Here is a 13326-nt window from a genome sequence, read left to right as displayed (position 1 = left end):
CGCTGCCTCTGCGCGGAAGGGCCGCGGGGGGTCAAATCGCCGCCGTGCGACGCATCCGCTCGGTGGCGCTGACGAGCTGCCGCACCGCCTGATCCTGCTGCCGCGCCGCCTCCTCGATGCGCTTGCCGGCCTCGATGAGCTGCTCGCCGCCGCGCGTCTGGCTGCGGTGCGAGGCGTTGAGGCTGTGGACCTGGTTCGAGATCTGCTCGATCGCGCTCGTGATCTGGCGGCCGCCGCGCGCCTGCTCCTGGCTCGACCGCTCGACGTGCTGCGTGATGGTCCGCATCTTCTCCGCGCTCTTCATGATGAGCTCCGAGCCGCGCGCCTGCTCGGCCGTGGCGGCGGCGATCTGCTGCACCGTCTCGGCGATGCGGCCGATCGCGTCCGTGACCTGCTTCGACCCCTTGGCCTGCTCGACCGTGGCCCGGGCGATGGCGCGCACCATGTTCGTCGACTTCTGTGAGCTCTCCAGGATCTTCTTCAGCGCCCGCTCGGCCTCGTTCGACACCTCGACGCCGCGGTCGACGTTGTGCGCGCCGCGCTCGACGGCGGCGATCGCGTTCTTCGACTCGGACTGGATCGTCTTGATGAGCTCCGCGATCTCCTTCGTGCTGCCGCCGGCGCGCTCGGCGAGGTCCTTGATCTCGTCGGCGACGACCGCGAAGCCCTTGCCGTGCTCGCCGGCCTGGGCGGCGATGATCGCGGCGTTCAGCGCGAGCAGGTTCGTCTGCTCGGCGACGTCGTCGATGACGGCGAGGATCTGCCCGATCGCCTCGATCCGGAAGCCGAGGTTCGAGATGACGGCCACGGCCTCCTGGCTCGACTCCTTGATGCGGTAGATCTCGCCGATCGTCTTCAGGATGGCCTCGGCGCCCTTCTCGGCGTCGGTCGCCACCTCCTCCGAGAGCCGGGCCGTCTCGTTCGCGTTCGACTGGACCTGGTCGATGGAGACGTCCATCTGGTTCATCGAGGAGCTCGTCTCCTCGGCCGTCAGCGCCAGGGCGTCGACGTTCTTCGCGACCTCGCGGATCGAGTAGGCCATCTCCTCGATCGACGAGACCGTCTCGCGCACGCTCGACCCGAGCTCGCCGACGTTCTCGGCGACCTCCTCGTTCGTGGCCGTCATCTCGAGGATGCTCGAGCTCGACTCCTCGGCGCTCGACGCGAGCGACTCGACCGACTGGGCGATGTTGGCGAGGGCCGTCGTCATGTCGCGGATGTACACGGTCGCCTGCTCGCTCGCGTGCATGACGCTGCTCACGCCGTCGCTCAGCTTGGGCAGGAGCTCGTCGAGCAGCACGGTGGCCTGCGCCAGCTCGGACCGGCGCTGCTTGTCGCGCAGCTCGGACTGGGTGACGCGCTCCGCGATGCCGGTGAGCTCCGAGTAGAGGCGCGAGAGCTCCGGCGGCGCGCCCGGGGGGACGCGCACCCGCTCGCCGGCGGTGGCGCGCAGCACGGCGTCGACGAGCGCGTCGACGTCGATGTCGGGGCCGCGCTGCGCGAGGTCGTTCACCTTGCGGGTGAGGCTCGTGCACTCCCGCTCGAGGGTGTCGCGCTCCTTCACGAGCCCGTCGCGCTCCTTCACGAGCCCGTCGCGCTCGCGGCTCAGGCTGTCCCGCTCGCGCTCCAGGGCGTCGCGCTGCCGCTCGACCCCGTCGCGCTCGCGGCTCAGGCTGTCCCGCTCCCGCGCGAGCTTGTCGCGCTCCTCGGCGAGCGCGTGGCGCTCCTCCGCGAGCTCGGCCTGCCGGCCGGCCAGCTCGGCGATCTGCTCGTAAGTCTCCGCGATGTCGGCGGGGGCGCCCTCGGGCAGCTTGGGCCGCTTGCCCCGCGCGGCCGCGCGGAGCGCGTCGCGCAGGCCCCCGAGGGGGACGCCGCCCTTGCCGGCGAGGCTCGCGTACACCACCGCCACCGCCGCGGAGAAGCCGAAGAACATGAACAGCTGGCCCGAGAACTCCGCCAGCGACCTCGACGCGAAACTCAACCCGAGGCCGACGAGCGCGAGGACTACGGCGATGGGGATGGAGAGCTGCTTGGAGTTCATTTCGTGCGTTCCAGCGCGGTCGAGCGGCGGCGCGCGCGTGGGCCAGCGCGCACCCGACGACCCCGAGGACGACCGAGCGTAAGAGGCGAGTGCCCCCCGGTGCAAGGAGAGCGCGCGGCAGAAGCGCGGCGAGGGCCCGCGGGCAGGCGAGCCGCGGACCGAGCGCTCCCTGGGCAGAGGCGCAGGGGCGGCCGCGCGGCCAGGGGCGGCGTGTGGGGAAGTCGCGAGGAACTTGGACGATCTCGACCCGATGGCGTATGCACGGAGACGGCGGCGGAGAAGGACCGCCGCGGGGGCTCGGCGCGGGCGCCGGTTCCTCTAGGTTCGATCCTGAACACCGCCGCAGACCGCGGCGGCCGCCCGGCCGTCCTGGCCACCGGGGTGGCCACGCGGCCGGGCGGCCGTGGCCGCCCCGCCATGCCCCTCGCCGCTCGCCTCCTGCTCGCCTTCGGGCTCGTCGCGATCATCGCGACGGCGTTCGTCGGCCTGACGTTGCGCGAGGCGTCGCGCGAGATCATCGAGAGCGGCTTCGCCGATCGGATCGACGCGGCGCACGCCGGGGTCCGGCAGCAGCTCGCGTGGGAGGCCGAGGCGCTGCGCGATCTCCTGCCGCCGTTCTGCCAGCACGACACGTTCGTCGACAAGGCCCACGTCGAGCTGGAGCGGGCCAAGGGCGACCCGGACGCGATGGACCCGACGAGCCGCATCGCGCTGCGCCGCCTGGTCCCGAGCCAGGCCATGGCGCTGCGCCTCGACGAGCTGTCGCTCGTGGCGGGCAACGGGAGCGTCCTCGCGGCTGAGGACGCCTCGCGCATCGGCGCCCGCGACCCGCGGCTCGCGGAGGCGATCAAGGCCCCCGGGGGCGCGCCGCGGCTCCGGCCGGCGAAGGCGGGCGGCGAGCCGTCGCTGGAGGTCCACTGCGCCCTGTCGCGGCACGGGGTGACGGTCGGCCTCGTGGGGGCGCGGCGGATCGGCCCGGTGCTCGCGCGCATCGGCGACGCGTACCACGTGCGGCTCACGGCGGCGCCCGAGGGGGGGCCCGCGCCCCGGAGCGGCGAGGCCGAGGTGGTGCGCGTCCTCGACTTCCCGGAGATCCCGGGCCTCGACGTGGTCGCCTCGGTGTCGCGCGAGCCGCTGAGGCAGGCGCTGGCCCGGCTCGATCGCTCGATCGCGCTGACCGGCGCCACGGTGCTGGCGATCGCCCTCGGGATCGCGGTGGTGCTGGCGCGCAGCCTGTCGCGGCCGATCGCGGCGCTGGCCCGCGAGACGCGCGAGGTGATGAGCGGCGCGCCGCGGCGGGTGGAGGGGCGCGGGGGGCGGGAGATCGCGGATCTCGCGGCGGCGTTCAACGCGACCATCGACGAGCTCGCCGCGATGCGCAAGCGCCTGGCGGCGACGGAGCGGATCGCGGCGCGGCGCGAGGTCGCGCGGCAGATCGCCCACGAGATCAAGAACCCGCTGGCGCCCATCCGGGCGGCGGTGGAGACGCTGCGCCGGCTGCGGCAGCGCGAGGACCCGGCGTTCGACGACTACTTCGAGGAGGCGACGTCGACGGTGCTGAACGAGGTGCACCGGATCGCGAACATCGTGACCGAGTTCACGCGGTTCGCCCGGCTGCCGGCGCCCAACCCGGAGCCGGTGGATCTCGTGGCGCTCGCGCGCGGGGTGGTCACGCTGCACGCCGCGCCGGCGGGCGAGGAGACGGGCGGGACGGGCGGCGCGGCGCCGTCGCGGGTCGAGCTCGTGGCCGAGCCGATCCCGAGGGTCTCCGCGGACCGGGACCAGCTGATCCAGGTGCTCACGAACCTGGTCCAGAACGGGCTGGAGGCGGCGGGCGCGGTCCGGCGCGACCCGCGCGTCTCGGTGACGATCGGCCCGCTGCCGAGCGATCGCGTGCGGATCGTGGTGCGCGACAACGGGCCGGGGGTGGCCGAGGCCATGGTGCCGCGCCTGTTCGAGCCGTACGCGACCAGCAAGGAGAAGGGGACGGGGCTCGGGCTCGCGATCGCGCAGCGGATCGTGTTCGAGCACGGGGGGGAGATCAGCTACCGCAAGGCCCAGAAGGGGGGCGCGGTCTTCGAGATCTGGCTGCCGGTCGGGGGGCCGCCGCTCCTGGAGAAGCCGCCGGGGGACACCACGGTGCGGCCGAGGGCGCCGGACGTGCCGTGACGGAGGCGCCGCCCGCGGGCGCGCCCCCGTCGCGGGGCCCTCTGACTAGAGCGGCTGGTTGTCGTACTTGCAGGCCGAGCTGCAGCCGTCGCCGCTCGCGTTGTTCCCGTCGTCGCACTCTTCGTAGGGGCTCTGCCGGATGCCGTCGCCGCAGTGCGGCCCGTACTTGCACCCCGGCGCGCACTTGCCGTAGCCGCCGGTGTTCTTGCCGTCGTCGCACTGCTCGGGGCCGTTGACCACGCCGTCGCCGCAGCGCGGCCCGTACTTGCACAGCGGGCCGCACTCGCCGTAGCCGCCGTCGTTCACGCCGTCGTCGCACTGCTCGCCGAGGTGGGCCTGCACCACGGAGTCGCCGCACTGGGCGCCGAGGCGGCAGTTGCTGCTGCAGCCGGTCGCCTCGTTCGGGGGATCGCACTGCTCGCCCCACTCCTCGTCGATGCGGCTGTCGCCGCACCGGGCCGCCGGCGTGCAGTCGGGGAAGCAGCTCCCGTAGAATCCGTCGTTCACGCCGTCGTCGCAGGTCTCGGCGCCGTTGATGGTCGCGTCGCCGCAGTACGGACCGTAGGTGCAGGAGGCGCTGCACCCGTTGTACGCGCCGGTGTTCATCCCCTCGCCGAGGTCGCAGTCCTCCTCGTCGGGCTGCACCACGCCGTCGCCGCACCGCGGGCCGTAGAGGCACATCGGGGCGCACTCGCCGTAGCCGCCGTCGTTGCGACCGTCGTCGCACTCCTCGCCGTAATTCGACTGCACCACCGCGTCGCCGCAATGCGCGCCGAGCTGGCAGCCCACGCAGTTCGGGTCGGTGGGGTCGTCGCACTCCTCGCCCCACTCCTCGTCGACGCGGCCGTCGCCGCACCTCGACGCAGGCGTGCAGTTCGGGTTGCAGGTGCCGTAGAAGCCGTCGTTCTTGCCGTCGTCGCACTGCTCGGGCCCGTTGACCACGCCGTCGCCGCAGGACGGCCCGATCTCGCACGCGGTCGTGCAGCCGCCGTAGCCGTTCGCCGTGTTGCCGGAGCCGAGATCGCACGCCTCGTACGGCGCGTTGACCAGGCCGTCGCCGCAGCGGGGCGGGGCCACGCACCCCGGCGCGCAGGCGTTCGAGGCGTTGGCGTAGGTGCTGTTGTTGACGCCGTTGTCGCAGGCCTCGGGGCCGTTCTTCACGCCGTCGCCGCAGTAGGCGCCGAGCTGGCAGTTGTTGCACTGGCCATAGCCGGTCCCGTTCGCGCTGCCGTCGTCGCACTCCTCGCCCGGCGTGACGACCGGCGGGTCGACCCCGCACTGCGGCGTGCACACCGACGTTCCGGCGCTGAAGCCCGCCAGCGTGAGCTGGTAGTTCGATCCGGTGACGTGGCGCTCGGCCTGGAACACCGCGATCTCGTAGACCTTCCCGTGCTCGAGGTTGAGGTCGACGGTGTAGGCCGCGCGGTTCGGGCAGCCGGAAGAGGTGGGGCAGGGGGTCACCTGGGCGTCGCCGTTGTCGAGGATGGTCACGCTCTCCTGGGCTTGCCCGTGGATGCCGCCGATGTCCGCGGTCAGCGTGTTCTTGATGAACACCCAGACGTCGTCGTCACCGTAGAAGGTGAGCACGGGGTTGTTGCTCGCGTTGCCGTCCGAGCGGTGCTGGAACCAGTAGCGGACCTCGCTCGTGAAGTAGAAGTTGTGCCCGTTGTCCTGCGCCCGCTCCAGCCCGGCGGCGACGAGGCTGTCGAGCGCGGGATCGGCGCCGGGCGGGTCGAGGTCCAACGGCCAGAACGGGTTCCGCTGGTACACGTACCTGCCGCTGCCGGCGCCCATCTCGGTCAGCTGGATGGTCGTGACGAGCGTCCTGTTGAAGATCGGGTTGTCCCGGTACCACCACTGGAAGTTCTCCTGCCCCGTGGTCCAGCCGTTGCTGCTGGCCGGCTCGAAGTAGCCGTTACCGTGGGCGTTCACGGGCTTGCCGTCGGCGTCGAGCGTCGACTCGACGGTGCCGTCGGTCTGCAAGGTGGTACCGCTGGGCGTGATCTCGAAGTCGAAGTGCCCGATGAGGCGGTCCGTCAGGCGGGCGTCGCACTGGGAATTGCTCGCGCTGGTCTCCCTCGGGCACCAGCCGATGAAGTCGCGGAGGACCATCGGCAGCCGCATCTCGGTGGGCGCCACGGTGCAGACGTAGCCCGGCTCGATCCGGCAGTCGGCGGAGCAGCCGTCGCCGCTCTCGGTGTTGCCGTCGTCGCACTGCTCGGTGGCGTCGCCGGGCAGGAGGATGCCGTCGCCGCAGATCGAGAGGCACGCGCCGGCCCTGCAGTCGGGCTCGCGCTTGCAGTCCGGCGTGCAGCCATCGCGCCAGTTGCCGTTGCCGTCGTCGCAGACCTCGGTGCCCTCGCGGACGCCGTCGCCGCACACGGAGCGGCCCCTGCAGTCCTGGGGCTCGCGATTGTCGCACACCCGGCCGGGCTCGATCCGGCACCGATCGTCGCAGCCGTCGCCGGAGACGAGATCGCCGTCGTCGCACTGCTCGGCGCCGACCTTGATCCCGTCGCCGCAGACCGTCTTGCAGGGGAACCCGACGCGCGAGCAGTCCCACCCCCTCTCGATGGTCCGGCAATCGGCGCTGCAGCCGTCGCCGCTGGCCGGCTCCTCGCCGTCGTCGCACACCTCGTCGCCGCCGATCACGCCGTCGCCGCACACGGGGGGCGGGGGCGGCGTGCAGGCGCCGCCGGCCGGCGGGCACGTCCAGCCGAGCTCGATCTTGCACTGCGCGGTGCAGCCGTCGCCGCCCGCGGGCGACGCCCCGCCGCCGTCGTCGCATTGCTCGCCGACCTGCACGACCCCGTCGCCGCAGAAGGTCCTCACGGTGCAGGGTTGGCCCGGCCTGCAGACCCAGCCCTCCTCGAGGCGGCAGTCCGCGGAGCAGCCGTCGCCGCTCTTCGGCACCGCCTCGCCGTCGTCGCACTGCTCGCTGCCGTTCACGCGGCCGTCGCCGCAGCGGTAGAGCAGGATGCACGGCTCGCCCGGCCTCGGGCACACGTACGACGCGTCCCGCACCTGGCAGTCGGCGCTGCAGCCGTCGCCGTCCGCGGCGTTGCCGTCGTCGCAGAGCTCTCCCGGCTGCACCTCGCCGTCGCCGCACTCGAGCAGCCGCTCGCAGGGCGACCCGGGCGTCGGGCAGTAGTAATAAGGCTCCTGCCGGCACAGGCTCGAGCAGCCGTCGCCGCTCGCGGTGTTGCCGTCGTCGCACCCCTCGCCGGTCTCCTTGGCGCCGTTGCCGCAGACCGGCAGCGGCGTGCACGGCAGACCGGGCCGGCTGCACTGATATCCCGGCTCGCGCTTGCACTCGGCGTCGCAGCCGTCGCCGGACGCGGGCGGATCGTCGCCGTCCTCGCACTCCTCGGAGCCGTTCACGCGGCCGTCGCCGCACCGGTAGAGCAGGATGCACGGCTCGCCCGGCCTCGGGCACACGTACGAGGAGTCGACGTAGAGGCAATCGGCGCTGCAGCCGTCGCCGTCCGCGGTGTTGCCGTCGTCGCAGAACTCGCCGGGGTGGAGGATGCCGTCGCCGCACGCGATGGTCAGCCGGCAGGGCTGGCCGGGCGTCGTGCACTCCCAGTAAGGCTCGACCTGGCACTGCCCCGAACAGCCGTCGCCGGGCAGGGTATTGCCGTCGTCGCAGGCCTCGGCCTCCTGGTTCTTCTCCCCGTCGCCGCAGGCGGGATCGGGCGGCAGGAAGCACTCGGGCGGCGGCTCATCGACGTCGCACGGATCCGGCTCGCCCGCGCCGCTGCCGCCGAGGCCATGGCCGCTGCCGACCGTGAACTCCGGCACGCCGCCGGCGCCGCCGGAGCCGGGCCCGCCGGTGCCGGAGCCCGCGCCGCTCCCGGAGCCGGTGGGGCCGCTCGAGGACGAGTCGCCCCCGCCGCAAGCCGCCGTGATTTGAAGCAATCCCAACGCCAAAGCCAGATAAGAGGTTCTCAAGCCCACAGCCACCTCGATAACGCACGTTGCGCTCAGCAGAGGCCAACGGCGCTAGGATGCACCATATCGTAAACGCGCCTCACACCTCTAGCGGTAAATCACACCTCGTTGTCTTTACCGTTTCGCCGTTTCGCCGTGCGGCTGTGCTCGGCGCGCCCCGCTGCCTTGGCCTTTCCCTTTCCTGTCCGCCGTCGTGATCGTCGTCCTGCCCGCGCAGCCGGGAGCCGCGCGAACGGATGACGCACCTGACGCGACGCAGGGTGCCGGCGGGGGGTTGACGGATAGCTGCTGAGGCGAGCGCGGCAGGGCTTCGTGCTTGACAAGGCCGGCGTTCCGGCTCGTCCGCGCGCGACGCGGCGTTTGCGCCACAGTGTCGCGAGCCGCGGGGAGAGCTTGAGACAAATCGCCGCGGCGGAGTCGGCCGTGGGCCTCGGCGCTCTGGCTCGCGCCGGAGGACGAGAGGGAGCGATAGCGCCGCCGCCTCGCGCCGCTGGCCAGCTCATCCATCCTCCGCGCCGGCCGCCGCGCCGGCGGCCGGGCGCGGCGCCCGAGGGCACGGGAGATGAATACCGCGCCGGCATGCACGCACGCTGGGCCCTTCCTCTCGCCGTGATCACCGCGCTTCCGCTCGGCTGCCGGGCGGAGCGCCGGGTCGAGCAGATCGCCGAGGCGACCCCGCCGCCGGCTCCGGGGCCGCTCGACGTGCCGCCCTCCGCCCGCGAGGCGGTTTCGCTCCAGGAGGGCTTCGCGCCGATCGTGTCGCGCGTGAGCGCCGCGGTCGTGAACGTCTCCTCGGTGCGGTTCGTGCGGCCGCCGACGCCCGAGCGCGTCCCGTTCTTTTCGAACCCGTTCTTCCGCGAGTTCTTCGGGATGGGCGGCGACGGGCGCGACGGCCAGGGCGGCCAGGAGGGCCAGGCGCCGGGCCCGCTCGTGCAGCGCGAGCAGAGCCTCGGATCGGGCGTGATCGTGTCGCGCGAAGGCCACGTGATCACCAACGCGCACGTGGTCGAGGGCGCAAGGGAGGTGCGCGTCGCCGTGCCGGGGAGGCAGGAGATGAAGGCGACGGTCGTCGGCGTGGACCCGAAGACCGACGTCGCGGTGCTGAAGCTCGCGGGGGGCGAGTTCGCGTTCGCGCCCTTCGGCGACTCGGACGCGGCGCGCGTGGGCGACTTCGCGCTCGCGATCGGCAACCCGTTCGGCATCGGCCAGACTGTCACCCAGGGGATCATCAGCGCCGTCGGCCGCGGCAACATGGGGATCGTCGACTACGAGGACTTCCTCCAGACCGACGCGGCCATCAACCCGGGCAACTCGGGGGGCGCGCTCATCAACATGGCGGGTGAGCTCATCGGGATCAACACGGCCATCCTCACGCGCGGTGCGCAGGGCAACCAGGGCATCGGGTTCGCCGTGCCCTCGAAGCTCGCGCGCGCGGTGATGGAGCAGATCATGGAGCACGGCCGCGTGATCCGCGGCGCGCTCGGCGTCGCGATCCAGGACGTCTCGCCCGGGCTCGCCGAGGCGCTCGGACTGCCGCCGGACACGCGCGGCGCGGTGGTCAGCGACGTGTCCGAGGGGAGCGCCGCCGACAAGGCCGGCCTCCGGCGCGGGGACGTGATCGTCGCGCTGCGCGGGGAGCACCTCGCCGACGGCCGCGACCTGCGGATGCGCATCGCCGAGACGAAGCCGGGCACCCGGGTCGAGCTGCGCGTGCTCCGCGACGGGCGGAGCCTGGAGCTCGCCGCGACCCTCGACGAGCTGCCGGAGCCGAAGGCGGAGGCGCCCACGCCGGCGCCGGCGCCGACGGGCGCGCTGGGGATCGAGATCGCCGCGCTCTCGGACGACCTGCGGCGGCGGTTCGAGATCCCCGGCGACGTGAAGGGCGCGCTCGTCGTGGGGCTGAGCCCGGGCAGCCCGGCCGCGCGGGCGGGGCTCGGCCCGGGGGACGTCATCCTGGAGGTGAACCGGAAGCCGGTGACGGCCCCCGAGCAGCTGAAGCAGGAGATCGACGCCACGGACAAGCGGCCGGTGCTGCTCCTGGCGTGGCGGGAAGGGCGGACGCGCTTCGTGCTCGTGGAGCGGTGAGCTCGGGCGGCGCGCGCCGCGCCGGCCCCGCTCAGCCGGCGATCACCATGATCTCGGTCGCCTTGATGAGCGCCTGCACCTCCTTGCCGACCGAGAGCCCGAGCTCCTTCACCGCGTCGCTCGTGATCACCGCGACGAGCTCCGTGCCCCCCGGCCCCTCCATCACCACCTTGGCCATCACGTCGCCGACCACGATCTCCGTGATCTTCCCGGGAATCTTGTTCCTGCCGCTGATCTGCATCCCCTCACCCCGGGGGATCGTAGTGCCGAGCTGCCCGATCGTCCCCGCGCGGGCGCCGAGCGTCTGCGTCTCACGGCCACGAGTAAGTTAGGATGGCTAACTAATCGTTCCGGCGCGGGCCGCTGCCAGGAGCCCCACGGTCGCGCGTAAGTTAGTAAGGCTAACTGATCGTTCCGCGCGGGCCGCTGACGGCAGGAGGGCGCCGCGGCCGTTCAGGCCGGGAGCGGCTGGCCGCCGGCCCTGCCGGGCCGCCGCCGCGCGACCTCGATCCCGGAGATGCAGACGGCCAGCCACATGCTGCCCGCGGCGAACCCCGCGAGCACGTCGCTCAGGTAGTGCACGCCGAGGTACATCCGGCTGAAGCCCATCGCCACGGTCCAGCTGAGCGCGAGCGCGACGAGCGCAAGGCGAGCGCGGAGCGTCTGGAGGAACAGGAGACCGAGGTACGAGAGCATGCCGAACGTGACGAATGTGCCCATCGAGTGCCCGCTCGGGAAGCTCCACCCCGCGGCGACCGCGAGCGGCTCGTCGAACAGCGGCCGCGGCCGCGCGAACAGGGCCTTGAGCGCCTGGTTGAGGAGCCCGCCCCCGGCGAGCGCGATCAGCCAGCCGACCGCGAGGACGCGGTGCCGCCGCATCAGCAGCGCCGCGGCCACGACGATCGCCAGCACCGTGAGCGCCCAGCCGCTGCCGAGGCGGGTGAAGGCGCCGAGCGCCGTCACGCCGGCGCTGCTCGACGACGCGTGGAGGGCGCGCGCGAGCGCGAGGTCGACCTGAACGATCCACGCGTCGCCGCTCACCGCCTCCGCGATCGCGACGAACACGAGCGCGGCGAGGGTGAGCGCGAGGCCGAGGCCGAGGTGGATCACGAGGTACTCGGACGCGGAGAGATCGCGGAGCACCCGCGCGATCGCGGGGAACCGGGCCGAGAGCCGCTGCGTGATCGGGTGCTCGGCCGCCGCGCGGTAAGCCCGGGCGGCCCGCCCCCACAGCGCGCGGGCGTGGCGCTCGGAGAGGCGCGCGACCGCGACCAGCCCGAGGAGGACCCCCACCGTCCCGGCCAAGAGCAGCGCGAGCAGCAGAACGGGCCGCGCGCCGACCGCCGAGGCGAGCTGATCCGCGCGGAGATCCAGCGCTTCCATGCCCGGAGCTCTAGCACGCGGCCCGCCCGGTCCGGTGCGGCCGCGCCCCTCGCCGGCGCGCGGCGCAGCGCGCGCGGCGGGTCGCGCTCACGGGGTGAGCGACACGATGGCTTCCGGCGCCGAGACCTTCGGAGGTGGAGCATGTCGATGACACCACGAGATCCCCGTCAGCGGGGCGCAATCGGTCTTCCTCCGCCGCGGCGCGGGCGCGCTATGCTGGGGACCTCGCGCGAGCGACGTCGCTCCGCCGGGGGAGCCGGAGAGGGACGAGAGAGGGAGTGATGGCGAAGCTGATTCTCGAGCCGTACGCTGCGCAGGCCGCCCGCTGGCCCGCCGCGGGGCGCCATATCCTCGCGCAGTTCGACGCCGAGACCATCGTGGTCTACCAGGCGTACCGGCCCTCGATCGCCCGCCACGCGGCGCTGCACCAGCGCCTCGGAGGACCGGAGTTCAGCTTCGGCCGCATGAGCTGGATCAAGCCGAACTTCCTCTGGATGATGTACCGCTCGGGCTGGGGCACGAAGCCCGACCAGGAGGCGGTGCTCGCCATCCGCCTCCGGCGCGCTGGGTTCGACGCGATCCTGGCGGCCGCGGTGCCGTCGAGCTTCGTGCCCGAGCTGTACCCGGACCAGGAGGCGTGGAATCGCGATCTGAAGCGCTCGGACGTGCGGCTCCAGTGGGATCCGGATCATCATCCCTCGGGCGCGCCGGTCAACCGGAGGGCGATCCAGCTCGGGCTGCGCGGCGCGGCGCTGCGGCGGTTCGCCGAGGAGTGGACGGTGGGCGTGGAGGACATCTCGGCGCTCGTGGCGGAGCAGCGAGAGGCGCTGAGGGGCCAGGGCGCCTCGGGGCTCGTGATCCCGCGGGAAGAGGTGTACTGGCCGGCGGAGGCGGAGGGGGCGAGGCGGGTCGGGCTCGAGCGCTGGGCGGGCGGAGAGGAGCGAGGTCGATGAACGACGGGAGGGCCGCCCGCGCGGCGGCAGGCCTCAGCGGCCCATGAGCGGCCGTCCGACCATCCTCGAAGTACCGCCGCGCTTTCGCGTGGTCACCGGCCCATGGGACGCGGAGGCCGACGAGCGCACCATCGTCCTCGGCCCGAGCCACGCCTTCGGCGACGGCCGGCACGAGAGCACGCGGATGTGCCTTCAGGCGCTCGCGGCGTTCGCGCCGCGAGGCGGCTTCCGCCTCCTCGACGTCGGGAGCGGGACCGGCATCCTCTCGATCGCCGCCGCGAAGCTCGGCGGCGAGGCGATCGGGGTCGACATCGACGCCGCCGCGATCGCGATCGCGGCGGAGAGCGCCCGGCGGAGCGCGGTGGAGGCGCGCGTGCGCTTCGCGACGACGTGGCCGGATGGGGGCTTCGACCTCGTCGTGGCCAACATCCTCCGCGACGTGCTCACCGAGCTCGCCCCCCTCATCGCGGCTCGCCTGGCGCCGCTCGGCACGCTGATCCTGTCGGGCCTCGTGTCCACCGACGTCCCGGAGATCGTCGCGCGGTATGCGCCGCTCCTCGCCGGACGAAGGCCGGAGATCTTCGAGCGTGGCGCGTGGCGTACGCTCGTGTGGCGCCTGGCCGCCCGACGAGAGCCCTAGTCCCCTCCCCTCTCGCCTCGGCGCCTGTTCAGCGTCTGGCTCGCCGCCGCGCTGGCGGAGCCGCCTTGGAGGCGCTACCGCTGATCCGGGGCGACCTCCCGCAG

At 73.2% G+C, this 13326-nt stretch carries 8 protein-coding genes; 4 read left to right on the top strand and 4 right to left on the bottom strand.

Going from position 1 to position 13326, the window contains the following annotated elements:
• Positions 1-31 precede the first annotated feature (31 nt).
• On the bottom strand, positions 32-2041 hold the full coding sequence (locus tag NQZ70_RS51420; RefSeq protein ID WP_129580765.1) for a methyl-accepting chemotaxis protein: 2010 nt from the start codon (positions 2039-2041) through the stop codon (positions 32-34).
• Positions 2042-2458: 417 nt separating this feature from the next.
• On the opposite strand from NQZ70_RS51420, the gene NQZ70_RS51415 reads away from it, so the two are divergent.
• Positions 2459-4210, top strand: coding sequence for a PAS domain-containing sensor histidine kinase (locus tag NQZ70_RS51415; RefSeq protein ID WP_237244831.1), 1752 nt, complete (start codon positions 2459-2461; stop codon positions 4208-4210).
• 45 nt (positions 4211-4255) lie between these two features.
• Here NQZ70_RS51415 and NQZ70_RS51410 read toward each other — a convergent pair whose 3' ends face one another.
• Positions 4256-8128: a DUF4215 domain-containing protein gene (locus NQZ70_RS51410; RefSeq protein ID WP_129582076.1), complete on the bottom strand. Its 3873-nt coding sequence runs from the start codon at positions 8126-8128 to the stop codon at positions 4256-4258.
• 612 nt (positions 8129-8740) lie between these two features.
• Here NQZ70_RS51410 and NQZ70_RS51405 point away from each other — a divergent pair.
• Positions 8741-10246 (top strand): Do family serine endopeptidase, encoded by a 1506-nt coding sequence (locus NQZ70_RS51405; RefSeq protein WP_129580764.1) that lies wholly within the window; start codon positions 8741-8743, stop codon positions 10244-10246.
• A 31-nt stretch (positions 10247-10277) separates the two neighbouring features.
• Here NQZ70_RS51405 and NQZ70_RS51400 read toward each other — a convergent pair whose 3' ends face one another.
• The gene (locus tag NQZ70_RS51400; protein ID WP_129580763.1) at positions 10278-10487 is read right to left on the bottom strand and encodes a molybdopterin-binding protein; all 210 of its coding nucleotides are present in this window, start codon (positions 10485-10487) and stop codon (positions 10278-10280) included.
• Between the two features lie 212 nt (positions 10488-10699).
• Positions 10700-11629, bottom strand: coding sequence for a phosphatase PAP2 family protein (locus tag NQZ70_RS51395; protein WP_129580762.1), 930 nt, complete (start codon positions 11627-11629; stop codon positions 10700-10702).
• A 281-nt stretch (positions 11630-11910) separates the two neighbouring features.
• Here NQZ70_RS51395 and NQZ70_RS51390 point away from each other — a divergent pair, with 281 nt between their 5' ends.
• Together NQZ70_RS51390 and NQZ70_RS51385 are read left to right on the top strand one after the other, a co-directional pair.
• Positions 11911-12582: a DUF4291 domain-containing protein gene (locus tag NQZ70_RS51390; RefSeq protein ID WP_129580761.1), complete on the top strand. Its 672-nt coding sequence runs from the start codon at positions 11911-11913 to the stop codon at positions 12580-12582.
• Positions 12583-12625: 43 nt separating this feature from the next.
• Positions 12626-13222 (top strand): 50S ribosomal protein L11 methyltransferase, encoded by a 597-nt coding sequence (locus NQZ70_RS51385; protein ID WP_129580760.1) that lies wholly within the window; start codon positions 12626-12628, stop codon positions 13220-13222.
• The last annotated feature ends 104 nt before the right edge of the window (positions 13223-13326 follow it).

Source organism: Sorangium sp. So ce836 (assembly GCF_028553905.1).
In the GTDB taxonomy this organism is placed as follows: Bacteria; Myxococcota_A; Polyangia; order Polyangiales; family Polyangiaceae; genus Sorangium; species Sorangium cellulosum_D.
The sequence above is the reverse complement of the archived record's forward strand: the minus strand, read 5'-3'. Positions and strand labels throughout refer to the sequence as shown.

Coding starts and splice junctions, on each gene's coding strand:
- NQZ70_RS51415 (WP_237244831.1), top strand. CDS start 2,459: ATGCCCCTCGCCGCTCGCCTCCTGCTCGCCTTCGGGCTCGTCGCGATC.
- NQZ70_RS51395 (WP_129580762.1), bottom strand. CDS start 11,629: ATGGAAGCGCTGGATCTCCGCGCGGATCAGCTCGCCTCGGCGGTCGGC.
- NQZ70_RS51405 (WP_129580764.1), top strand. CDS start 8,741: ATGCACGCACGCTGGGCCCTTCCTCTCGCCGTGATCACCGCGCTTCCG.
- NQZ70_RS51400 (WP_129580763.1), bottom strand. CDS start 10,487: ATGCAGATCAGCGGCAGGAACAAGATTCCCGGGAAGATCACGGAGATC.
- NQZ70_RS51390 (WP_129580761.1), top strand. CDS start 11,911: ATGGCGAAGCTGATTCTCGAGCCGTACGCTGCGCAGGCCGCCCGCTGG.
- NQZ70_RS51385 (WP_129580760.1), top strand. CDS start 12,626: ATGAGCGGCCGTCCGACCATCCTCGAAGTACCGCCGCGCTTTCGCGTG.
- NQZ70_RS51420 (WP_129580765.1), bottom strand. CDS start 2,041: ATGAACTCCAAGCAGCTCTCCATCCCCATCGCCGTAGTCCTCGCGCTC.